The organism is Frateuria flava (assembly GCF_017837635.1).
Lineage (GTDB): Bacteria > Pseudomonadota > Gammaproteobacteria > Xanthomonadales > Rhodanobacteraceae > Frateuria_A > Frateuria_A flava.
In genome coordinates this window covers 22,877-45,783 of record NZ_JAGJRS010000022.1, presented here as the reverse complement: position 1 = coordinate 45,783, position 22,907 = coordinate 22,877, and the positions used below count along the sequence as shown (strand labels likewise).

The 22,907-nt window shown below is 69.0% G+C and carries 21 protein-coding genes; 8 read left to right on the top strand and 13 right to left on the bottom strand.

Annotation, left to right across the window (positions count from 1 at the left end):
* Window positions 1-36: 36 nt before the first annotated feature.
* Together J7I44_RS12155 and J7I44_RS12150 are read right to left on the bottom strand one after the other, a co-directional pair.
* Window positions 37-705: an NrsF family protein gene (locus J7I44_RS12155; RefSeq protein WP_209621053.1), complete on the bottom strand. Its 669-nt coding sequence runs from the start codon at window positions 703-705 to the stop codon at window positions 37-39.
* A gap of 4 nt (window positions 706-709) precedes the next feature.
* Complete coding sequence (locus tag J7I44_RS12150; protein WP_245188153.1) at window positions 710-1,234, bottom strand: RNA polymerase sigma factor; 525 nt, start codon at window positions 1,232-1,234, stop codon at window positions 710-712.
* A 469-nt stretch (window positions 1,235-1,703) separates the two neighbouring features.
* On the opposite strand from J7I44_RS12150, the gene J7I44_RS12145 reads away from it, so the two are divergent.
* Window positions 1,704-3,422 carry a cytochrome c biogenesis protein DipZ gene (locus J7I44_RS12145; RefSeq protein WP_209621045.1) on the top strand — a complete coding sequence of 573 codons (1,719 nt, stop codon included), beginning with the start codon at window positions 1,704-1,706 and terminating at the stop codon, window positions 3,420-3,422.
* Window positions 3,423-3,438: 16 nt separating this feature from the next.
* The gene (gene msrB, locus J7I44_RS12140) at window positions 3,439-4,047 is read left to right on the top strand and encodes a peptide-methionine (R)-S-oxide reductase MsrB (protein ID WP_209621042.1); all 609 of its coding nucleotides are present in this window, start codon (window positions 3,439-3,441) and stop codon (window positions 4,045-4,047) included.
* A gap of 7 nt (window positions 4,048-4,054) precedes the next feature.
* On the opposite strand, the gene J7I44_RS12135 is transcribed toward msrB, so the two are convergent.
* The 9 genes from J7I44_RS12135 to J7I44_RS12095 form a co-directional block, all read right to left on the bottom strand.
* Entirely contained in the window at window positions 4,055-4,228 is a 174-nt protein-coding gene (locus tag J7I44_RS12135) for a hypothetical protein (protein WP_209621039.1), read from the bottom strand.
* A 95-nt stretch (window positions 4,229-4,323) separates the two neighbouring features.
* The gene (gene nadD / locus J7I44_RS12130; RefSeq protein ID WP_209621036.1) at window positions 4,324-4,974 is read right to left on the bottom strand and encodes a nicotinate-nucleotide adenylyltransferase; all 651 of its coding nucleotides are present in this window, start codon (window positions 4,972-4,974) and stop codon (window positions 4,324-4,326) included.
* Between the two features lie 418 nt (window positions 4,975-5,392).
* Window positions 5,393-6,403, bottom strand: a complete 1,011-nt coding sequence (gene holA, locus J7I44_RS12125; RefSeq protein ID WP_209621032.1) for a DNA polymerase III subunit delta — start codon at window positions 6,401-6,403, stop codon at window positions 5,393-5,395.
* Between the two features lies 1 nt (window position 6,404).
* Entirely contained in the window at window positions 6,405-6,935 is a 531-nt protein-coding gene (locus J7I44_RS12120; RefSeq protein WP_209621028.1) for an LPS-assembly lipoprotein LptE, read from the bottom strand.
* Between the two features lie 4 nt (window positions 6,936-6,939).
* Window positions 6,940-9,687: a leucine--tRNA ligase gene (gene leuS, locus J7I44_RS12115; protein WP_209621025.1), complete on the bottom strand. Its 2,748-nt coding sequence runs from the start codon at window positions 9,685-9,687 to the stop codon at window positions 6,940-6,942.
* A gap of 306 nt (window positions 9,688-9,993) precedes the next feature.
* Complete coding sequence (locus tag J7I44_RS12110; protein WP_209621023.1) at window positions 9,994-10,590, bottom strand: PqiC family protein; 597 nt, start codon at window positions 10,588-10,590, stop codon at window positions 9,994-9,996.
* Window positions 10,587-12,251, bottom strand: a complete 1,665-nt coding sequence (locus tag J7I44_RS12105; RefSeq protein WP_209621021.1) for a PqiB family protein — start codon at window positions 12,249-12,251, stop codon at window positions 10,587-10,589. The genes J7I44_RS12110 and J7I44_RS12105 overlap by 4 nt, the downstream gene beginning before the upstream one ends.
* Entirely contained in the window at window positions 12,244-12,861 is a 618-nt protein-coding gene (locus J7I44_RS12100; RefSeq protein WP_209621019.1) for a paraquat-inducible protein A, read from the bottom strand. Before J7I44_RS12100 ends, J7I44_RS12105 begins: the two co-directional genes overlap by 8 nt.
* The gene (locus J7I44_RS12095; RefSeq protein ID WP_209621017.1) at window positions 12,858-13,529 is read right to left on the bottom strand and encodes a paraquat-inducible protein A; all 672 of its coding nucleotides are present in this window, start codon (window positions 13,527-13,529) and stop codon (window positions 12,858-12,860) included. The genes J7I44_RS12100 and J7I44_RS12095 overlap by 4 nt, the downstream gene beginning before the upstream one ends.
* 193 nt (window positions 13,530-13,722) lie before the next feature.
* Here J7I44_RS12095 and trxA point away from each other — a divergent pair, with 193 nt between their 5' ends.
* Window positions 13,723-14,586 (top strand): thioredoxin, encoded by an 864-nt coding sequence (trxA, locus tag J7I44_RS12090; protein WP_342451977.1) that lies wholly within the window; start codon window positions 13,723-13,725, stop codon window positions 14,584-14,586.
* A gap of 140 nt (window positions 14,587-14,726) precedes the next feature.
* Window positions 14,727-15,185 carry a DUF4442 domain-containing protein gene (locus tag J7I44_RS12085; RefSeq protein WP_209621012.1) on the top strand — a complete coding sequence of 153 codons (459 nt, stop codon included), beginning with the start codon at window positions 14,727-14,729 and terminating at the stop codon, window positions 15,183-15,185.
* Window positions 15,186-15,236: 51 nt separating this feature from the next.
* Here J7I44_RS12085 and J7I44_RS12080 read toward each other — a convergent pair whose 3' ends face one another.
* The gene (locus J7I44_RS12080; RefSeq protein ID WP_209621010.1) at window positions 15,237-15,902 is read right to left on the bottom strand and encodes a hypothetical protein; all 666 of its coding nucleotides are present in this window, start codon (window positions 15,900-15,902) and stop codon (window positions 15,237-15,239) included.
* A 2-nt stretch (window positions 15,903-15,904) separates the two neighbouring features.
* A complete protein-coding gene (locus J7I44_RS12075) occupies window positions 15,905-16,417 on the bottom strand; it encodes an RNA polymerase sigma factor (RefSeq protein WP_209621008.1) in 513 nt (170 codons plus the stop codon).
* Between the two features lie 92 nt (window positions 16,418-16,509).
* Between J7I44_RS12075 and J7I44_RS12070 the strand changes: the two genes are divergently transcribed.
* From J7I44_RS12070 to J7I44_RS12055, 4 genes are all read left to right on the top strand, one after another.
* Complete coding sequence (locus J7I44_RS12070) at window positions 16,510-17,163, top strand: DUF502 domain-containing protein (RefSeq protein ID WP_209621005.1); 654 nt, start codon at window positions 16,510-16,512, stop codon at window positions 17,161-17,163.
* A gap of 227 nt (window positions 17,164-17,390) precedes the next feature.
* Complete coding sequence (locus J7I44_RS12065; protein ID WP_209621002.1) at window positions 17,391-19,511, top strand: M13 family metallopeptidase; 2,121 nt, start codon at window positions 17,391-17,393, stop codon at window positions 19,509-19,511.
* A gap of 338 nt (window positions 19,512-19,849) precedes the next feature.
* The gene (locus J7I44_RS12060) at window positions 19,850-22,168 is read left to right on the top strand and encodes a catecholate siderophore receptor Fiu (protein WP_209620999.1); all 2,319 of its coding nucleotides are present in this window, start codon (window positions 19,850-19,852) and stop codon (window positions 22,166-22,168) included.
* A gap of 15 nt (window positions 22,169-22,183) precedes the next feature.
* Window positions 22,184-22,861, top strand: coding sequence for a Fe2+-dependent dioxygenase (locus J7I44_RS12055; RefSeq protein ID WP_209620996.1), 678 nt, complete (start codon window positions 22,184-22,186; stop codon window positions 22,859-22,861).
* The last annotated feature ends 46 nt before the right edge of the window (window positions 22,862-22,907 follow it).

Below are 22,907 nucleotides of genomic sequence, written 5' to 3'. Positions count from 1 at the left end.
CTCCCTGTAAAGACGACAGCCTGCGGCCGGCGCGTCTCAGGAAGCGCGACGAACCCCGGGCGCGAGCAGGCGCCCGCCCAGCGCGGCGTTCGCCCCGACCACCACGGCGACCGCCAGTGCGTGCATCGCCAGGTCGGTCGCGGCGGCGTCGTATGCGTGGCAGATCTCCAGCAGGCTGGCGGACGCAGCGGCGCTGGCCAGTCCGACCATCATCGCGGTCAGCACCGGCCGCAGCGGGCAGGCGCGACGCAGCAGCACCACCAGCAAGGCCGAGAGCGGGACCGAGAACCCGATGATGAAGAACAGGCAGTCGCCCGCCTCCGGCGCGCTGGCGACGTGCGTGGCCGGTGCGATCCAGCCGCGCAGGCAACCCAGCCCACTGGCACCGATCCACAGCAGCGCGGGGGCCAGCGGCAGCCATGCCCACGCGACGCGACGGCCCGGCACGCCCAGCGCGAAGGCAACCCAGGCCGCGGCGATGGCGGTGAGCACGGCGCCCAGGCCGGCCCAGCCCAGGTCCGGCGCGCCCGCCCAGCGCGCCAGCATCGGCGCGCTGCCGTAGTGGGCCAGCAAGGCAAGCGCGATGGCCGCGACCACCGACAGCCAACCGAGCGTGCGCAACCACGGTGGGCGCAACCGGCGCACCGGCGCCAGCTGGGCGCCGAGCGCGTCGATCAGGCGATCATGTACGTGCGGGTCGGCCATGAGCTCAGTCGCCTCCGTGGATGCGGCCGCGCAGGGCCTTCAGCGCGCGATGCAGGTTGACCTTGAGCGCGCCGGTGCTGCGACCGGTCCGCGCGGACGCCTCTTCCAGCGAGAGCTCCCTCAGGCCCAGTTGCTCGACCGCCTCGCGCTGGCCCGGCGGCAGGTCGGCGATCGCTGCGCGCAGGTGACGCGCCTGCTGCGCCCGGTCGCTCTCGCTGCTGGCGTCCTGTTCGTCCGGGTGCATGGCGACCGCGCGCTCGTCGCCGACCTCGCGGTGCGCCTGCCGGCCGCTGCGGCGCAGGCCGTCGATCGCGCGGCGCGCGGCCAGCGCGGACAGCCAGGCGTCGTACGAACGGGACGGATCGTAGGTATGGCGCACGCGGTGGACGGTCAGCAGGGTTTCCTGCACGACGTCGTCAAGGTGGTCGTGGGCCACGCCCTGGCGGCGCGCGACCGCGCGGATCAGCGCCACCGAATCGGCCAGCACGCGCTCGTAGGCACGCCGGTCGCCCGCCTGCGCGGCGGCCATCCACGCGGCGCGGCGGCGTTCGGGGCTTTCGCTGGCAGGATCGGCAGGCACGGCCGGGTCGACGCTCGCCCAGGGGGAAGAGCGTTCATCTAGGACCAGGGTGCCGGTGGCGGTCAAGCCCGGCATGGCGGGAACGTGTGGCGCATGCCCGGGATTCGCTGCATCCGTGTGCGCGGTTACGTCGTAGGAATGGCTGCAGGCGGCGCCTGGCGGTTTTCGGCAAGGCTTCCCCCATCCGCCCTTCGGGGGCCTTCCCCCGCAGGCGGGGGAAGGATCAGCGGCGCAGCGCCACGCTACCGGCCTTCCCTGTCCGCGAGAGAAGTACCAAAGCGCGATGCCGCGCTACCGGGCCTTCCCCCGCGAACGCGGGGGAAGGTGCCGACAGGCGGATGGGGGGCACCCCTGGCCGGATGTAACCGCCGCCGTCTGGCGATCGAATCACCGGCATTCCTCCTTGGAAATCCACCCCATGCTGTTACTGATCCTCGCCTACCTGGGCGGCGTGCTGACCATCCTGAGCCCCTGCATCCTGCCGGTGCTGCCGTTCGTGTTCGCACGCGCGGACCGGCCGTTCGCGCGCAACGGCCTGCCGATGCTGCTGGGCATGGCGCTGACCTTTGCGCTGGTCGCCACGCTGGCGGCCGTCGGCGGCGGCTGGGCCGTGCGCGCCAACCAGTACGGCCGCCTCGTCGCGCTGGTGGTGCTGGCGTTGCTGGGGCTTACCCTGCTCTCGACCCGGATTGCCGAATTGATGACCCGGCCGTTCGTGGCGCTGGGCAACCGGCTCTCGCAACGCGCCGACAGCGAGGGCTCGGTGTGGTCCGCCGCCGGGCTGGGTATCGCCACCGGCCTGCTGTGGGCGCCGTGCGCCGGACCGATCCTCGGCCTGCTGCTGACCGGCGCGGCGCTCAACGGCGCCAGCGTGCAGACCACGCTGCTGCTGCTCACCTACGCGGCCGGGGCGGCCACGTCGCTTGCGCTGGCATTGCTGATCGGCGGCCAAGTGTTCGCCTTGATGAAGCGCTCGCTGGGCGCGGGCGAGTGGGTGCGCCGCGCGCTTGGCGTGCTGGTGCTGGCCGGCGTGGCGGCGATCGCGCTGGGGCTGGATACCGGCCTGCTGACCCGCGTGGCGCTCGCCAACACCGGCGGGCTCGAGCAGAAGCTGCTGGACGCCGCCCGCCCGCCGCCCGCGCCGGAGCCGGTGCACGCGGCCGGCGCGCCACTGCCGGTGGAGGGCGAGATGCCGTCGCTGGCCGGCGCCACCGGCTGGCTCAACACGCCGCCGCTCACCCGCGAAGCACTGCGCGGCAAGGTCGTGCTGGTCGATTTCTGGACCTATTCCTGCATCAACTGCCTGCGCTCCCTGCCCTACGTGCGCGGCTGGTACGACAAGTACAAGGACCACGGCCTGGTGGTGATCGGCGTGCACGCGCCAGAGTTCGCCTTCGAGAAGGAACCGGGCAACGTGGCGCGTGCGGTGAAGGAACTGGGCGTGGATTACCCGGTCGCGCTCGACAACGACTACGCCATCTGGAAGGGCTTCGACAACCAGTACTGGCCGGCGCACTACTTCATCGATGCGAAAGGCAACATCCGCGCGCACCATTTCGGCGAGGGCGACTACGCGCAGAGCGAGGACACCCTCCGCCAGTTGCTCGCCGAAGCCGGTTATCACGACCTCCCCGGCGGCTACGTGCAGCCCGGCAGCCGCGGCGCGCAGGCGGCCGGCTCGGGCGACCCCATGCGCTCGCCCGAAACCTACGTCGGCTATGCCCGTGCGGCGCACTTCGCCGGCGGCCAGGTGGCCCACGACGACGCCTGGGACTACCACGCGCCGGCCACGCTGCTGCCAGGCCAGTGGTCGCTGGACGGTCGCTGGACCGTGCACGCCGAGAACGCACAGCTCGAGCGCGCCGGCGGACGCATCGTCTACCGCTTCCGCGGTCGCGACCTGCATCTGGTGCTCGGCCCCGGCGCCGACGGCAAGCCGGTGCGCTTTCGCGTCACGCTCGACGGCAAGCCGCCCGGCGCGGACCACGGCATCGACGTGGACGCCGACGGCTACGGCACCGTCACCGAGCAGCGCCTGTACCAGCTCGTGCGGCAGCAGCACGGCAGCGGCGAGCGACTGTTCGAGATCACCTTCCTGGACCCGGGCGTGCGCGCGTACGCCTTCACTTTCGGCTGATCCCCTGGAGGTCGCCATGTCACGTACCAACGACATCGTTGCCATGGAACGGCGTCGTTTCCTGGGCGCCGCGCTCACCGGCGGCGCGCTCGCCGCGGTGGGCGGCGGCGTGCTGATCCCGCGACTGTCCGCCCGCTCCGCGCCCGCCGCGCCGGTTGCCGCGAACGGCACGGACCTGTTGCTGGAGTGTTTCGCCGACGACGGCCATCGCCTCGGTCCCTGCCACGTGCGCAAGCTGGTGCTGACCGATGCGCAGTGGCGCGAGCGCCTGCCGGAGGCCTCGTACTACGTGATGCGCCGCAATGGCACGGAGCGCGCTTTCAGCGGGCCGCACGAGCGGCCGCCGGTGCCCGGCCTGTTCCGTTGCCTGGCCTGCGACACGGCGCTGTACGACGCTGCCACCGAATTCGACTCGGGCACCGGCTGGCCCAGTTTCTGGCAGCCGATCGCGAAGCAGAACATCATCGAGAGCACCGACCGCATGTTCGGCTGGACGCGCACGGCCATCAGTTGTGCCGGCTGCGACAGCCACCTGGGCCACGTCTTCACCGACGGCCCCGAGCCGACCGGGCTGCGCTACTGCATGAATTCGGTGGCGCTGCGCTTCGTGCCGCGAATCGGCTGATCGGGCGTTACATGTGCGGGCGGTAGACGACGAACCGCCCGCGTTCTGTGAGCCTGTCGTCAAGGGTCACGGGCGTGGCGTCGCGCTCGTGCATCTGCCAGTGCATCCTCGAGCAGCCGGGCTCGTGCGCCGCCTCGCGGGTCCCTTCGATCAGCGTCGCGCTGCTCCGGGTCCGAAGCATGGTCGCCTCAGAACAGTCGGAACGCGTCGGACCGTCCCACCAGGGCAACCGGCGACGCGGTCACCATGCGACCTACCGCACCATGCTGCCCAAGGCTACCGTGGCTGGAAATCGTGCTCGCGGTAGGGCGCCAGCAGCGCCGGATCATCGAACAAGGCCTCGGGCAACAGGTAGCGCGGGTCGCGACCGGCGGCCAGCAGGGCGCGGATGCGGGTGGCCGAGATGTCGAGCGGCGTCACGTCCAGTTCGACAAGCTTCCCCGACGGCTGCGCGTGCAGTTCGCGTAGGTCGGCCACCTGGCGTGCTTCCACTTCGTCGACCAGCTCGGGCGGCCAGTTGCGAAGCGCGCCCGGGCGCGAGAGCACGCCGATATGCGCGGCCTCGAACAGCGCGTGCCAGTGGTGCCAGCCCGGCAAACCGGCGAAAGCGTCGGCACCCAGCAGCAGCACGATCGGCCGGTCGCCCTCTTGGGCGCGCAGTTCGGCGAGGGTGTCGATGGTGTAGGACGGGCCGCCCCGCGCCAGCTCGCGGGTATCCAGGCCGAGCCGGTCCTGCCCGCCCAGCGCCGCGCGCAGCATGGCCACGCGGGTGGTGGCGTCGGCGATCGGTGGCGGGCGGTGCGGCGGCACCGCGGCCGGCATCAGGCGCACCTCGGCGTCCAGCAATTCGGATGCCTCCCACGCCACCGCCAGGTGGGCGATGTGGATGGGGTCGAAGGTGCCGCCGAGGATGGCTAGCGGACGCATGGCGCTTCTGCTTCCTCTTCCCTGCGCGATGACGGGTCAAGCCGCGTCGAGGCGGCCACCGGGCGGGCGATTCGGTCCTGGCGCGGGGCACGAATCGACGTCACCGCGCGCCCCGGCCCCTCACCCCGGCCCTCTCCCCGGAAGGGAGAGGGAGCAAGGTTCGCGCTCGACCCAGCGCCGCGGGAGCTCGCCGGTCTGGGGCTTGGCTGCCTGGCAAGAGCGGGCCATTCCGCGAGCCCCGGCCCCTCACCCCGGCCCTCTCCCCGGAGGGGAGAGGGCGCAAGGTTCGCGCTCGGACCAGCGCCGCGGGAGCTCGCGGGTCCGGGGCTTGGCTGCCTGGCAGGAACGGACCATGCCGCGCGCCCCGTCCGCTCACCCCAGCCCTCTCCCCGAGGGGGAGTGGGCGCGAAGCGCGGGCTCATCCCAGCGCCGCGGCGGCGCGCGGCTCGGCGATGGCGGCGATCAGGCGCTCGGCCTCCAGCCACGGTTCACCCCACTCGCGGCCCTTGGCCATGCGGTCGATGCGCGAGGCGCGGGCCAGGCAGGCCAGCCAGTGTTCGCGCGGGGCGCGGCGCAGGGCCTTGCGGAAGAGTTGCTCGCGCGCCGGCCACAGCCGTTCGGCACGCGCCTGCTGCGCGAAGTCGCGCGCGTTGGCCAGGCGCAGCGCGAGCTGCAACTGGTTGACCAGCCAGCCCATCAGCGGGATCAGGTCCTCGCCCTCGCCACGCAGGCCAGCCAGGATGCGCAAGGCGCGGCCGCCGTCGCCGGCAAAGGCCGCGTCGGTGAGCTTGAAGGCGTCGTAGCGGGCGCTGTCGGCCACCAGGTTTTCCATCTCGGCCGCGTCGATGCGGCCGCTGCCATGCAACACGACCAGCTTGTCGATCTCCTGCGCCGCGGCAAGCAGGTTGCCCTCGACGCGTTCGGCCAGCAGTGCGGCGGCGTCGGGGGTGGCGGCGAGCCCGCGCGAAGCCAGCCGAGCGCCGATCCATGACGCCCATTCCTGCGGCCTGGGTGCGTTGAACACGGCCAGCACGCCGGCCGCGTCGACCTGTCTGGTCCACGCGCCCTCGTGCTTGTTGCTCCATTCCACCGCGGTGATCAGCAGGGTCACGTCCGGTGGCGGATTGGCGCAGAACGCGGTGATCGCCTTGGCGCCCTCCACGCCCGGCCGGCCGGTCGGCAGGCGCAGGTCGAGCAGGCGGCGGCTGGCGAACAGCGACATACCGGCGGCCGAACGCGCCAGGTCGTCCCAGTCGAAATGCTGGCCCGCTTCGAGCACCTCGCGTTCGGTATAGCCCAGGTCACGGGCGCGCGCACGCAACGCGTCGGCCGCTTCGAGCACCAGCAATTCCTCGCCCGCGAGCAGATACACCGGCGCCAGACGGTCGGATGCCAGCACCTTGTTCCACTGGGCGGAAGACAGCGGCATGTCAGCCGGCGCTGGACGCCGCGGCGGGTGCGGCCACCGGGTGGCGACCGGCGGCCTGCAGGCGGAACAGGATCGCCTGCACCATGTCGTCGTTGAGGCTGCGGCGGATCTCTTCGACCTGCGCGTTGGTGCCCACGGTGTTGAGCGCGTCGTAGCTGAAGTCACGCGACATGTCGATGCGCTGTTGCGCCACCAGCGGCCGTCCGTTGCTGTCATCGACCTCGAAGCGGACCTGATAGTGCACGCTGTATTCCGTCACGCGGGCGCCGCCGCTGACGCTCAGGGTGTCTGTGTTGAACGCGGCGACGGGGATCTTCAACTCGGCGATGCCTTCGCCACCCTGGTCCTCGACCGTGACGCCGGAATCCTCCAGCGCACGGGCCAGGTCGCGCTGCAGGCTGCCGCCGCCGCTCACGGTCAGGTGCATGCGCTGCATCGAGGTCGGCAGCGCGGCGCTCTGGCGCAAGTGGAAGCCGCACGCCGACAGCGCGAGGGTGCACAGCAGCAGCGAGGCTCGGAACAGACGGTTCATGGGCTCATCCCGCGACGATGTTGACGATCTTGCCAGGCACCACGATGACCTTGCGCACGGTCAGCCCGTCCAGGTGCGCCTGCACCTGCGGCTGCGCGCGCGCCATGGCCTCGGCCTCTTCTTTCGACACACTGGCCGACACCTCGATGGTAGCGCGCAGCTTGCCGTTGACCTGCACCGCCAGGGTCACCGAATCACGCACCAGCGCGGCCGGGTCCGGTTGCGGCCAGGAAACGTTCTCCAGCACCGTCTGCGGATGGCCGAGCACCTGCCACAGCGCGTGGCTGATGTGCGGCACCACCGGGTTGAGCAGCAGCACCATCGCTTCGAGCGCCTCGTGGCGCACGGCGCGCCCCTGCTCGCTCATGTCGGTGAATTTGCTCAGCGCGTTGAGCAGTTCCATCAGCGCCGCGATGGCAGTGTTGAAGGAATGCCGCCGACCCAGGTCGTCACCGACCTTCTGGATCGCCTCGTGAAGCTGGCGACGCATCGCCTTCTGGCCGGCGTCGAGCGTGGCCGGGTCGACCACCGGATGATCCGGCTGCGACGCATGCGTGGTGACCTCGCGCCAGAAGCGGCGCAGGAAGCGGGCCATGCCTTCGACGCCCGCCTCGCTCCACTCCAGCGACTGCTCCGGCGGCGCGGCGAACATGGAGAACAGGCGCACGGTGTCGGCGCCGAACTTTTCCACCATCGCCTGCGGGTCGACGCCGTTGTTCTTGGACTTGGACATCTTCTCGATGCCGCCGATCTGCACCGGCTGGCCGTCAGCCTTCAGGCGCGCGCCGACGACGCGGGCGCGCTCGTCGCGCTCGATCTCGACGTCGGCCGGGTTGATCCAGTCCTTCGAGCCATCCTCGTTCTCTCGATAGAACGTCTCGGCGATGACCATGCCCTGGCACAGCAGGTTGGTGGCCGGTTCGTCCGAGTGCACCAGCCCCGCGTCACGCAGCAGCTTGTGATAGAAGCGGAAGTACAGCAGGTGCAGGATCGCGTGCTCGATGCCGCCGATGTACTGGTCCACCGGCAGCCAGTAGTTGGCGCGCGCATCGACTTGGGCCTGGGCACCGGGGCTGGTGTAGCGCGCGTAGTACCAGCTCGACTCCATGAAGGTGTCGAACGTATCCGTTTCGCGCTCGGCCGGGCCGCCGCATTGCGGGCAGGCGCACTTGCGCCACTCGGGGTCGGCCTTGATCGGCGACTGCACGCCGGAGAACTCCACGTCCTCGGGCAGCACGACCGGCAGTTGATCTTCCGGCACCGGCACCGCGCCGCACTTGCCGCAATAGATCACCGGGATCGGGCAGCCCCAGTAGCGCTGGCGACTGACGCCCCAGTCGCGCAGGCGCCAGTTGACGCGGCGCTGGCCCTTCCCCTCGCGCTCCAGATGGGCGGCGATGGCCTCGAAGGCCTGGGCGAAATCGAGTCCGTCGTAGTCGCCTGAATTCACCAGGATGCCGCGCTCGGTGTAAGCGCCATCTTCCTGGATGCGGCGCTCGAACTCCTGCACCGTGCCGAGCGCCGCCGAGGTGGCGACCGCATCGGTCCGAGCGCCTTCCAGCGCATTGCGCATGGCGTCGGCGCGCACGCCGGTCTTCAGGTCGTGGCCGATCTCGGCCAGCGCGTCGACCACGCCACGGTCGACGATCACCATGCGGATCGGCAGCATGTATTTCTGCGCGAACTCCCAGTCGCGCTGGTCGTGGCCCGGCACCGCCATGACGGCGCCGGTGCCGTAGCCCATCAGCACGAAGTTGGCCACCCATACGGGGATGGGCTCGCCGGTGATCGGATGGACGACGCGCAGACCGGTGTCCATGCCGCGCTTTTCCTGGGTCTCCAGTTCGGCCTCGGAGACGCCGCCGTGCTTGAGCTCTTCCAGGAACGCGGCCAGCCGCTCGTTGCCCTGCGCGGCCTTGAGCGCCAGCGGATGCTCGCCCGCGATCGACACGAAGGAGACGCCCAGCAGGGTGTCCGGGCGCGTGGTGAAGACGGTCAGCGGCTCGGCTTCACCCTCGACGGCGAAGTGGATCTCCATGCCCTCGGACCGGCCGATCCAGTTGCGCTGCATGGTCTTGACCGCGTCGGGCCAGCCCGGCAGCGTGTCCAGGCCGTCGAGCAGTTCCTGCGCGTAGTCGGTGATCTTGAGGAACCATTGCGGGATCTCGCGTTTTTCCACCGGCGCACCGGAGCGCCAGCCGCGGCCGTCGATGACCTGCTCGTTGGCCAGCACCGTCTGGTCGACCGGATCCCAGTTGACCACCGCGTTCTTGCGATAGGCCATGCCCTTCTTCATCAGCCGCGTGAACATCAACTGTTCCCAGCGGTAGTACTCGGGGCGGCAGGTGGCGAACTCGCGCGTCCAGTCGTAGGCGAAGCCCATGCGCTTCAACTGCTCGCGCATGTGCTCGATGTTCCTGTAGGTCCACTTCGCCGGCGCGGTCCGGTTCTTGATCGCGGCGTTTTCGGCGGGCAGGCCGAATGCGTCCCAGCCCATCGGCTGCAGGACGTTCTTGCCATTCATGCGCTGGTAGCGGCTGATGACGTCGCCGATCGTGTAGTTGCGCACGTGGCCCATGTGCAGCGCGCCGGACGGATACGGGAGCATCGCAAGGCAGTAGAACTTGGGCCGGGAGGCGTCTTCGACCACCTCGTAGGCGTGGTTTGCGCTCCAGTACTGCTGCGCGGCGGTCTCCACCGCCTGCGGCTGGTAGCCCTGTTCGTTCGTAGCCTGTTCGTGGGAGTCCTGCATGTGTCCGGTGCCTTGCTGTGGGGCTCGCGCGGCCGGTCGGGAACGCCGCGGCGGGAACCCGTCAGCCTAGCCCAGCGCCCGCCTGGAGCCAAGACGGGAACGGTGGCGTGGTGGGTCTGTCGCAAGGTCTCCCCCATCCGCCCTTCGGGCACCTTCCCCCGTGAACGGGGGAAGGACCATGGTGCGTCGCCCCGCCCCCCGAGCTTCGCTAAGGACCATGGCGCATTGCCACGTTACCGAGCCTTCCCCCGCGAACGCGGGGGAAGGTGCCGACAGGCGGATGGGGGCGCCTTTGGACCGATGGGCTTACGGACAGGCGGGCGACTGGCCGGCCGCGACCGGCCCGGCGACCTGGGCGATCGCTCCGGCAAGCCTCGCCAGCGCACGCTGGTGACCTTCGACCAGCGCGTCGTAGCCGGCCCCGACCGGCTCGCGGAACTGGCTGGTGCAGGCGAGCATGGCGTCGCCCTGCAGTTGGCGCACGCTCCAGGCGGCGTCCACCAGCGCGTAGTCGCCTGGCGCCGAATCGAAGCGGCGCAGGTCGACCTTGATGCGCAGCCGGGGCTTGCCGCCACTGGGCAAACCCGTGGCGTCCTGGGCGTGCAGCGCCTTGGCAAGGTCGGCCGACAGCGCTGCGCGCACCTCGTCGGCGAGCGGCGCGATCCAGCGTTGGCCCGACAGCGGCGCCACGCCCTGCCCACCCTGGCGGATCACCAGTTGCGGCTGGTCGACCTGCGCCGGGATGCCCACCGGCATCAATTCGAAGTTGAACGGGGCGGGGCTGGCCGTGCCCGCCTCGGCCGGGGCCGGGGCCAGCAGCGTGTAGTAGCGCGCCGGCTCGGAGGCGCAGGCGGCCAGCCCCAGGGCCAGCGCGGCGGCCAGCAGGAATCGCGTGCGGATCATGGCTTGCTCCCTTGCCGTGCGGGCGGGTGGTTGCGCTCGGGCGCGGGCGGCGGATCGTCCGGCCGGCCGCGGATCAGCGCCTCCGGATGCACGCCCAGGTAGTCGGTCAGCGCTCGCAGCGAACGGGCCATGCGCTGCAGCTCGCCCAGCGTGCTGCCCAGGTTCTGCTGCAGCGGGGAATCGGCCGACAACGCATTGTCGGCGCTGCCCAGCGTGCGCTGCGCACCCTTGAGCGTGCCCCTGAGCTCGGGCAGCACCCCGGTGTTGACCTGCTTGAGCGTGCGGTCCAGGTCCGCCAGCGTTGCGTTGAGATTGTGTCCGATGCTGTCGAACGGAATCTTCTGCACCTTGGTGACGATGTCTGCCAGTTGCTCCTGCAACTTGTCGAAGCTGCCGGGGGCGGTGGGCAGCTCGATCGGCGTCGCGGCCATGTCGAAGTGCGCCTTGGGCGTCTTGGGCACGAAATCCAGCGCGATGTAGAGCTGCCCGGTCAGCAGGTTGCCGGTGCGCGCCTGCGCGCGCAGGCCGCGGGCGACCAGCGGGCCGAACATGCGCCCCAGGTCGACGCGGCCGTCCTTCATGCCCGCCTGCGCGGCCAGCTTCTCGTAGGCCTGGCCCAGCCGTTGCGGGTAGATCACCGCACCCACGTTGAGCGGGAAACGCTCGCCGCGGGCGTCATAGTCGAGGTTGATCGACACCACCTTGCCGATGTTGACGCCCAGGAACTCCACCGGTGCATCCACCGCCAGCCCGCGCAGCGACTGGTTGAAGCGCATGCGGATATAGCGCGGCGGGCCATCGGGCGGCGACAGCGCGGTGGTCTCGTCGTCGAACAGCGCGAAGTCCGCGTCCTCGGCGGCGGGCGCGCTGTCGTGCGGGCCCTTGGGCTCGGCAAAGGCGACGCCACCGGCGATGACGGTCGCCAGCGACTGCGTATTGAGCTTCAGTCCATTGGCACCGAGCGAAACGTCGACGCCACTGGCGTTCCAGAAGCGCGTGTCGCGGGTGACGTAACGGTCGTTGGGACCATCGACGAAGATGTGCAGGGACACGCCCTTGCCGTCCTTGTCCAGCGCATAGGACACCACGCGGCCGACCTGGATGCGCCGGTAGTAAACCGGCGACCCGATATCCAGCGAGCCCAGATCATCCGTATGCAGCACGTAGCTCTTGCCCGGCGCGCCCAGCAGCACCGCCGGCGGCGACTCCAGCCCCTTGAACTCGTATTGCTCGTCCTGCGAACCACCCACGTCGGCGCCGATGAAGGCGCCCGAGAGCAGCGTATCCACGCCCGACACGCCGCCCAGGCCGATGCGCGGGCGCACCACCCAGTAGCGCGTGCCCCTGGTGGCGAAGCTGGCGGCACTCTTGTTGAGCGCTACCGTCACGCGCACCCGCTCGCGGTCGTCGGTGAGCTCCAGGCTGGTGACCTTGCCGATCACCACGTTCTTGTACTTGACCGGCGTCTTGCCGGACTCCAGGCCTTCGGCGGTCTGGAAAGTGATGGTGATCTGCGGCCCTGCCTGCAGCCAGGCATGCACCACCAGCGACAGGCCGACCAGCGCGGCCAGCACCGGTACCAGCCAGATCAGCGAAAGGCTGAAGCGGTGCTTGCGCACCACCGGCTCGGGCAAGTCCTCGCGCGGGGTCGGCTCAGTCATCGTCGGATAGGTCCCACATCAATCGGGGGTCGAAACTCATGGAGGCAAACATCGTAAGTACCACGGTCAGGCCGAAGAACACCACGCCCGGCAGCGGCTCGACCTGGCTGAGGAAACCGAAGCGCACCAGCGCAGTGAGCAGCGCCACCACGAACACGTCCAGCATCGACCAGTAGCCGATGAACTCCACCGCACGGTACAGCCTGGCGCGCTGGCGCAGCGCCCAGCGGCTGTGGCGCTGCGTGCTGGCCAGCAAGGTCCCCAGCACGAGGAACTTGGTCATCGGCACCACGATCGAGGCGGTGAACACGATCACCGCCAGGCTCGGCGAACCCTTGATCCACAGCTCCACCACGCCGCTGATGATGGTGTTGTCGTCCACGTCGCCCAGGCTCACCGTGCGCATGATCGGCAACACGTTGGCCGGGATGTAGAGGATGAACGCCGCGACCAGCAACGCCCAGGTGCGCGCGATGCTGTTTCGCCTGCGCCGGTGCAGCGCAGCGCCGCAGCGCGGGCAGGCCGCATCATCGCTGGCAGGCGCACGGCAGACCAGACCGCAAACATGGCAGCCGATGATGCCCAGCTCCTGCGCGCGCGGGGCCGTCACGCGTCCTCCGTCACGTCCCACAGCGAGCGCAGGTCGATCCCCGAGAACACCGTGATCAGCAGCATCAACACGCCGTAGGCCCAGATGCCCGGGTCCGGCTGAACGTCGAAGTAGGCACGCGCCTTGACGATCGAGACGATGGCACCGAGCACGAAAACCTCGCTCATCGTCCACGGCTGCAGGTAGTACAGCGTCTTCATGATCGACGCGAAGCCGGGCGCACGGCGGCCCTCGCGGGCGAAGAACAGCACCCAGCCCAGCATCAACATCTTGTTGAGGGGAAAGAAGAACAGCGTCGCCGCGGCGACCACAGCGACCAGCTGCGCACCCTGCTCCCACATCATCACGATCGTGCCCCACAGCGTGGTGCTGCTCTGCTGCGAACCCAGGCCCAGGGTGACCACCGGCCACACGTTGGCGATCAGGAACACGATCAGCGCCGTGAGCACCAGCGCCAGCATGCCGTCGGCGTTGAGCACGTGGTAGCGCGCTAGTAGCGCATCGCAACGCACGCAGCGCATGGCCTCGCCCGGCGCCAGCGCGTGGCCGCGATGCACCGTGTCGCAGTGCTCGCAGATCACCAGCCGGGGGGACGAGGCATGCAATCGCCCGGCCGCGGCGCTGTCGGTCGGATCGGCGGGGGCAAGACCGTGCTCGGGCGTGCTCATCGGCCCATTCTCGCAAATCGGGCCGTGAAGTAGCGCAAGCAGGAAGTTGCGTCCCAGGGTGGCCTCACTTCGATCCCGGAAGCGAGAGGAGGCGGACGAGTGCGCTTCGCACAGCTCCGGCCTGATGAAACCGATGCACTTGATATGCTGGTCTGCGCCCCGATGTCGAACCTTCCTTTCCTGGAGAGCTCACGTGACCGCCGCTGCCCAAGCCCACGTCTTCGACATCGACACGGCCAATTTCGAGACCGAGGTGCTGCGTGCCTCGATGACCACGCCGGTGCTGGTCGATTTCTGGGCGACCTGGTGCGGTCCGTGCAAGACGCTGGGCCCGATGCTGGAAAAGCTTGCGGTCGAGTACAACGGCGCCTTCCGTCTGGGCAAGGTGGACGTGGACAAGAACCAGGAGCTGGCCGCGATGTTCGGCATCCGCTCCATCCCCACGGTCATGCTGGTCAAGGACGGGCAGCTGCTCGATGGTTTCGCCGGCGCGCTGCCCGAGGGCGAATTGCGCGAATTCCTTTCCCGCCACGTGCAGCCGCTGGGCGACGAGGCATCCGCCGAGCCTGAAGTCACCGGAGAAGAGGATCCCGCACAGGCGATCAACCGCTTGCAGCAGGAAATTGCCGCCGAACCGGAACGCGCCGAACTCAAGCTCGACCTGGCACTGGCGCTGATGCGCAACGGCCAGGCCGATGCAGCCGAAGCCGAACTCAACGCGCTGCCGGCCAATCTCGCCACCGATGCACGCGCGGTGCGCCTGCGCAGCCAGCTCGACCTGGCCCGCGCGCTGGAAGGCGCCCCCTCGCTGGCCGAGTTGCGCCAGCGGGTGCAGGCCGACCCGGCCGACTGGGCCGCGCGCGACCTGCTCGGCGTGCGCCTGCTGCTGGAAGACGACCCGGCGGCCGGCCTGGACCAGTTCCTGGCGATCCTGGAGAGGGCGCGCGACTGGAACGAAGGTGGCGCGAAGAAGCGCCTGCTGGCCGCCTTCGCCACGCTGGACGATGCCGAGCTGGTGGGTCGCTACCGCCGGCGCATGGCCTCGCTGCTGTTCTGATCAAGCCTTCCGCCAATCTGTAGGAGCGCACCCTGTGCGCGACCGTGGTGCCGCGGGTCGCGCACCGGTGCGCTCCTGCGCACGAGCCATCCATACGCTCGCGTACGTTAGACTAACCCTTTCCCCGCCAGCGTTCGCCGATGCGCCCCGCCACCTTCCGCCGCCTGCTCAACTTCTGGCCGCCGTTCCTGTTCAACAGCATCCGCGTGCTGGAACTGGACGAGGACTGGAGCCGGGCACGCGTCGTGCTGCGCCTGCGCCCGTGGAACCGCAACTACGTGCGCAGCCAGTTCGGCGGCAACCTGTTCGCCATGACTGATCCGTTCTGGATGCTGTTGGCGATGCACCGCCTGGGCAGCGACTACTACGTGTGGGACAAGGCCGCCGCGATCGACTTCGTGTCGCCCGGCCGCGAGGACGTCTACGCCTCCTTTCACCTGACTGACGCGATGGCCGAGGAACTGCGCACGGCCGCCGCGGCCGGCGACAAGGTCCTGCGCTGGTTCGAAACCGAGGTGACCACCGCTACCGGCGACGTCGTCGCCCGCGTGCGCAAGCAGCTCTACGTGCGGCTCAAGCCCAGGGCGCGCACCCCGTAGGGTGGGCTTCAGCCTTCTGTTCACCACGGCAAAGGTGAGCTCAAACCCGCCCTAGGTGTCCTGCTCGAAGCGGGCCAGTTCGTCCAGAGCAACCTGGGCGTTACGGATCGCACTGCCGGCGAATTGGCCTTCCAGCCAACGCGCCCGTCCCGCGCGACGAATCAGCCAGGCAGTCAGCGCGGCCAGCGCGAGCGCCAGGAACCCGTTGAACACCAGCCATAGCGGCAGGCCCGGCGCCGCGCGCCACAGGTCGACGCCGGCGGGCTCGGTGGCGCCAAGCATCAACATCAGCATCGCGGGGATCCACATGAAGGCTCCCAGCAACACCAGTACCGGCGCCTCCACTTTCAACCGCCATACGCGCATCGCGGCCAGCCGTTGCTGTATTTCCAGCACCGGCCCCGCGTAATCGATACCGCCCAGCAGATGAAGCAGGCGCCCGGCGAAGCCGACCATCAAGGTGCCGAAGACCTGCATCGCAATGCCGCAGGCCATCGCCCTCCCGTCGTCCAGGCGCGTGCTCCAGAAGGTGATCCCCCACGCCATCGCTGCCACCCCGAAGGCGATCTGCAACGCCTGTCCCCACAGCAGCGGTCGCAGGTGGCGACGCAGGCGATCCTCCCGCCCCTGGCGGAAAAGCTGGAGGTCCAGCGCGTACTGCCGCTCCTGCTGGCGACCCAGTGCCAGCCAGGCCTGCTTCATCTCGTCCAGTTCCATGCTCATGCTCCGGTGATTGCCGCCGCGGCGATCTGTCCGCGCAGCTTCTGCTTGATGCGACCGATCTTGGTCGCCACGTTGGTTTCGCTGATGCCCAGTACCTGGGCGATCTCGCCGTAACTGCGGTCTTCCAGGTAGAGCAGGATCAACGCGCGATTGAGCGGGTCGAGCTGGCCGATGAAGGCGTAGAGCGCCGCCAGCCGCTCGTCCGGCTGTGAGACATCCGCCTCCCCGGGCAACTCCAGGTGCGCGGCGTCGAGCGGTTCCAGGCGCTCTTCGCGGCGGGACCGGCGGACGTGCGAGATCGCCACGTTGAGGGCCACGCGGTACATCCAGGTGGAGAATTTCGCGCGCGTGGCATCGAACCCCGGGAACGAACGCCACAATTGCGCCGCGATCTCCTGGGCCAGGTCGTTGCGGTCTTCGCGGCCGTGCGCGTAGACGTTGGCCACCTTGAAGACGATGCCGCGGTGTTCCTGCAGCAAGGCTTCGAACTGGCGCTGGTGGTGGTTCATGGCGGGCTCCCTGTCCACCGCATGATTCGCCGGTCCCGCAGAAAAATCACACCGCGCCCTACAATGCGGACTTTCCTTGCCGCCCGGACCCCATGCCCCGCCTGCGCTTCAAACGCTACCTGCTCACCGGCCTGCTCACCTTCATTCCGTTGTGGGTGACCTGGACCGTGTTCAAGTTCGTGCTGGGGTTTCTGGCCGGCATCGGTGCGCCGATGGTCGCCGCGGCACTCGGCGCGCTGGCGCTGGTAGCGCCGGAGACTGCCGCCACGCTGGGCAGCGCGTGGTTCATCTCCATCGTGGCCTTGCTGATCACCCTGGTGGCGTTGTACCTGCTCGGTTTCCTGGCCAGCCGGGTGATCGGCCAGCGGTTGCTCGATACGTTCGACGCCCTGCTGCAGCGCATCCCGCTGGTGCAGACGATCTATGGCGGCACCAAGAAACTGATGGCGGTATTGCAGCAGAAGCCTTCGGGGGTGCAACGGGTGGTGCTGGTCGACTTCCCGCACCCCGGCACCAAGGCGATCGGCTTCGTCACGCGGATCATGGTCGAGGAAGGCAGCGGCCGCGAGATGGCCGCGGTATTCGTGCCGACCACGCCCAACCCCACCGGTGGCTTCCTGCTGACCCTGCCGGTGGAGGCGCTGACGCCCACCGACTGGACCATGGACCAGGGCATGGCCTTCATCATTTCCGGTGGGGCGGTGGCGCCCGATACGTTGCCGGCGGTAGCGCGCAAGCCGTCGTAGGCGTGCACGCGGGTGCGACCACATCGCCGCTTGATCACGCCCGTCGCGCACCGACGCACTCCTGCGGGCGCCTCGCCGGCCCTGGCGAGCACCCCCCTCTACCCCTGACCTTTGACACTGTCTGCCCCATGACCAATGGCCTAGCGTGGCCGGCCATGGCCGCGTCGTGGGGGACGCGGCCGGCAACAATGAAACCGCCGAACGGCGATCCACACAGAGGGAAATCCATGTCCAAGCAGTATCTGAAGCCGCTGGCGCTCGCGGTAAGCCTGGCGCTGTCGCTGACCGCCTGCGGCAAGCACGAAGCTGACCAGGCTCCTGCCGCAAGCAGCAGCGCGCCCACTTCGGCACGCACCACCGCAATGGCCGGTGCGCCCACGAACGTGTTCGACGTCAGCGAGCTGGGCCCGATGAACGAGGCCTGCGCGGACTTCGACCAGTTCGTCAACGCCAAGTGGGTCGCGGCCAACCCGATCCCGTCCGACCGCACCCGTTGGGGCGCGTTCGACAAGCTGGCCGAGGACAGCCTCAACACCCAGCACGACATCGTCGACGCCGCGGCCAAGAATGCCGCCAGCGCGCAGGCCGGCTCGATCCAGCAGAAGATCGGCTACCTGTACGCCTCGGGCATGGACGAGGCGGCGATCGAAAAGGCCGGCTTCGACCCGATCAAGCCCAAGCTCGAAGCCATTGCCGCGCTGAAGAACGGCAGCGACGTGGCCGACTACCTCAACAAGAGCTTCAGCAACGGCGACATGCAGGTGTTCTCCTTCGGCTCGGGCGCCGACTTCAAGAACGCCTCCATGCAGATCGGCTATACGTACCAGAGCGGCCTGGGCCTGCCGACCAAGGACTACTACACCGACGCCAAGTACGCTGAGCAGCGCCAGGCGTACCTGGACTACATCGCCAAGTCGCTCGAGCTGACCGGCGTGCCGGCGGCCGACGCCAAGAAGCAGGCCAACCAGGTCATGGCCTTCGAAGGCAAGCTGGCCGCGGCCTCGTTCGCTCCGGTCGAACTGCGCACGCCCGAGCACCAGTACCACTTCGTCAGTGTCAAGGAAGCGGACAAGATCACCCCGCACTTCAGCTGGGAGAAATTCTTCGACGCCCAGGGCGTAAAGATCGACAAGGGCTTCTCGCTGTCGCAGCCGAAGTTCTTCGCCGAGTTCGACAAGCTGCTGGCCAACGCGCCGATCGACCAGTGGCAGGCCTACCTGCGCTTCCACGTGATCGACGACGCCTCGCCGTTGCTGTCCAACGCGTTCCAGGACAACAAGTTCGCCTTCTACGGCAAGACCCTCTCCGGCCAGCCGGAGCAGAAGGCGCGCTGGAAGCGCGTGCTCGGCGCCGTGAACGGCTCCATGGGCATGGCGCTGGGCCAGCTCTACGTCGACAAGATGTTCAAGCCCGAAGCGAAGGAACGGGCGCAGGTGCTGGTCGACAACGTCCGCAATGCGCTCAAGGCCCGCATCGAGAACCTCGACTGGATGAGCCCGGAGACCAAGGCCAAGGCGATCGCCAAGTGGAACACCTTCCTGCCGAAGATCGGCTACCCGGAAAAGTGGCGTGACTGGTCCGGCCTGCAGGTCAAGCAGGGCGACTATTACGGCAACGTCATGGCCGCGGCGAAGTACAACTACGAGTACGACATCAACAAGATCGGCAAGCCGACCGACCGCAAGGAATGGGGCATGACCCCGCAGACGGTCAACGCGTACTACAACCCGACCGACAACACGATCAACTTCCCTGCCGCGATCCTGCAGCCGCCGTTCTTCTATGCCAACGGCGACGACGCGATCAACTACGGCGGCATCGGCGCGGTGATCGGCCACGAGGCAAGCCACGGCTTCGACGACGAGGGCAGCCAGTTCGACGGCGAGGGCAACAACGTCAACTGGTGGACCAAGGCCGACCGCACCGCGTTCGACGAGCGCGCGGGCAAGCTGGTGGCGCAGTTCAACGCCTACACCCCGATCAAGGACAAGCCAGACGCACACGTCAACGGCCAGCTGACCCTGGGCGAGAACATCGGCGACCTCGGCGGCCTGAATTCGGCTTATGACGCGCTGCAGATGGCCCTGAAGAAGAACCCCGAGGAAGCCGGCTCGAAGATCGACGGCTACACCCAGGACCAGCGGTTCTTCCTCAACTGGGCCCGCGTGTGGCGCGGCAGCATCCGTGAGAAGGAAGCGCTGCTGCGTCTGAACACCGACCCGCATGCTCCGGCCTCGCTGCGCGCGATCGGTGCGCCGTCCAACATGGACGCCTTCGCCACCGCGTTCCAGTGCAAGCCGGGCGACGCGATGGTCCGCTCGGGCGACAAGCAGGTGAAGATCTGGTAACCCGCACCCCTCCCCTCGGGAGGGACTTGCCAGTCCTCGAAAGGCCCCGCCCCGGCGGGGCCTTTTTTTGTGCCCTGCCGCTACGCGAACACCGCAGGCCGCCGGAGCGCGCCCTGTGCGCGACCTACGCCATCACCTTGCGCAGGCTCGCCCAGGATGAGCGCACCAGTCGTACGAGCAAATCCGCGCTTCGCCCTGCAGGAGCCGCACCTTGTGCGCGACCGAAAGGATGCATGGCGGTCGCGCACAAGGTGCGCTTCTACAAGAGCTTGTCTTGTTATTGCAAATCGTTCTCATTAAGCTTCGCGACTTGCAGCTCCCGCCAGACAAGGACACCCATGGCCTTCATCACCAGCCGCAAGCATCCGGGCCGCCCCACCGCGCTGACCCGCAGCGTGGCCGCGAGCCTGCTCACCGGCCTCGCGTTCGCCGCACCAGCCCACGCCGGCAACAACGACACGACCGATCCGCAGGTACGTAACGCCAAGCGCCTCCCCGGCATCGAAGTCAACGCGACGAGCGGCGCCGACTACCGTACTGATATGGTCGACTCGCCCAAGTTCACCCAGCCGCTGCTCGATACCCCGCAGACCATCGGCATCATCACCCGCGACCTGTTCGAGCAGCAGGGCGCCACCACGCTGACCGAGGCGCTGCGCAACAGCCCGGGCGTGGGCACCTTCTACGTCGGCGAGAACGGCAGCACCACCACCGGCGACGGCATCTACATGCGCGGCTTCGACACGTCCGGCAGCATCTTCGTCGACGGCGTGCGCGACCTGGGCTCGATCTCGCGCGACCTGTTCAACATCGAGCAGGTGGAAGTGACCAAGGGCCCGGACGGCACCGAGTACGGCCGCACCGCCCCGACCGGCGCGGTCAACATGGTCACGCGCCAGCCGATGCTCGCCAATCGGGCCGGCGCCTCGCTCGCCTATGGCAGCGGCCAGCAGCAGCGCGCCACCGCCGACCTCAACCGTCAGTTCGGTGACCACAGCGCATTCCGCCTGGACGTGGTCGGCCAGGACAGCGGCGTGCCTGGGCGCGACCGCGTGCGCAACCGCCGCTGGGGCGTGGCGCCCTCGCTGGCGTTCGGGCTGGGCACGCCCACGCGGGTCTTCCTCGACGCGTTGCACATCAAACAGAACAACGTGCCGGACGGTGGCGTACCCACGATCGGCCTGCCCGGCTACGGCAGCCCCGACGCTACGCGGCCGCAGATCGGCCTCGCACCCCGCGTCGACAGTGAAAACTTCTACGGCACCACGCAGGACCATGACCGCGTCACCGCGGACATGCTCACGCTGATCGTCGAACACGAGTTCAGCCCCGACCTCGCGCTGCGCAACACTACGCGCTGGGGCCGCACCCATCAGGACTACCTGCTGACTTCCTTCCGCGCCGACGCGGGCAACCTCCTCACGCCGGACCCGGCCGATCCCTCGACCTGGGCCATCGCGCGCAGCCTGCCGACCTTCAAGCGCCAGTCCAACCGCATCCTTACCAGCCAGACCAACCTCACCGCGAACTTCGCCACCGGTGCGGTGATGCACAACCTGAGCGCGGGCCTGGAACTGACACAGGAGAAGGCCTCCGACATCGATGTCGCACCACGCGATGGCAGCACCTGGCCGGCGGCGAATCTCTATCACCCCGACCCACGCGTGGGCGGCCTGCTCTCTGCGGAAACCGGCGCATGGAGCACCGGCACCACCGACACCGCCGCGGCCTATGTCTTCGACACGCTGAAGTTCGGCCAGCGCTGGCAGGTCACCGCCGGCGTGCGCCTGGACCGCTACACCACGCGCTTCGACAGCGTGGCCCTGTGCGGCGAGCGCAACAGCCCCGAATGCGGCACGCTGCCAGCCGGCACACCAGTGCCGGGCCTTGCCGCGCGCATCGTCGACACGCTGCCCAACGGCAAGCTCGGCGTGCTGTACAAGCCCGCACCCAACGGCAGCATCTACGCGAACTTCGCCGTGTCGCAGGAGCCACCTGGCGGCAATACGCTGCTCTTCAGCAGCTCCGCCCGCAGCGCCGACAACCCCGCGCTCGATCCGCAGCGCGCCAGCACCACCGAACTGGGCACCAAGTGGGACCTGCTCGACCAGCGCCTGTTGTTCACCGCCGCGCTCTACCGCACCGTGGTGCGCAACGAGCTGACCCAGGACCCGGTCGATGAGCAGTATTACCAGACCGGCCGCAAGCGCGTGCAGGGCATCGAGCTCGGAATCGTCGGCCGGATCACGGATGACTGGGGCGTCAGCGCCGGCTTCACCACGATGGACGCGGAGGTCACCGACGGTGCAGCGGTCAGCAACGACGGCTCCAGCGACCTGGCCTACACCCCGCGCAGCGCGTTCACCGCCTGGACCACCTACCACCTGCCCTTCGGCCTCACGGTCGGCGGCGGCGCGCGCCATGCCGGCGCGATGAAGCGCGGCACCGACGGCGCCATCGGCACGCCCGCGACCACCGGCTCGTACTGGGTGTTCGACGCGATGGCGAGCCTGCCGGTCAACCGCTACCTCGACCTGCAGTTGAACCTCTACAACCTGTTCGACCGCCACTACGTCGCCGCGATCAACAAGAGCGGCTACCGTTACACGCCCGGCACGCCGCGCGCGGCGATGCTGACGGCCAACATCCGGCTCTGACACCAGGACACCGCCATGCTGCTGCACATCCCCAACGTGCTGGACCGCGCGCAGGTCACCCGCATGCGCGCGGCGCTGGATGGCGCCGCCTGGACCGACGGCCGCGAGACCGTCGGCCCGCAGGGCGCGCAGGTCAAGCGCAACCGGCAATTGCCGGAGACGTCACCGCTGCGTGCGGAGCTCGGCCGTGAAGTGCTGAAGGCGCTGTCACGCCATCCACTCTTCCACGCGGCGGTGTTGCCGCAGCGCGTGCTGCCGCCACGCTTCAACCGCTACGAGGACGGCGGACACTACGGCTCGCACGTCGATGGCGCCGTCATGGCCCTGCCCGACGGCGGCCAGCTGCGCTCGGACGTCTCGTGCACGCTGTTCCTCAGCGAGCCCGAGGACTACGACGGCGGCGAGCTCATCATCAACGACCTCTACGGCGAGCACGAGGTCAAGCTGCCGGCCGGCGATGCCATCGTCTATCCGGCCAGCAGCCTGCATCGCGTCGAGCCGGTCACGCGCGGTGCGCGCACGGCAGCGTTCCTATGGGCGCAAAGCCTGGTGCGCGACGACGGCCAGCGCCAACTGCTGCTGGAACTGGACAGCTCGATCCAGCGCCTGACGCAAGGCGGCGCCGATGCCGACGCCCTGCTGCAACTGACCGGCGTCTATCACAACCTGCTGCGGCGCTGGTCGGAAACCTGACCCAACCGCGCCCCGTTACCGGGCCCTTCCCCCGCACGGCGGAAGC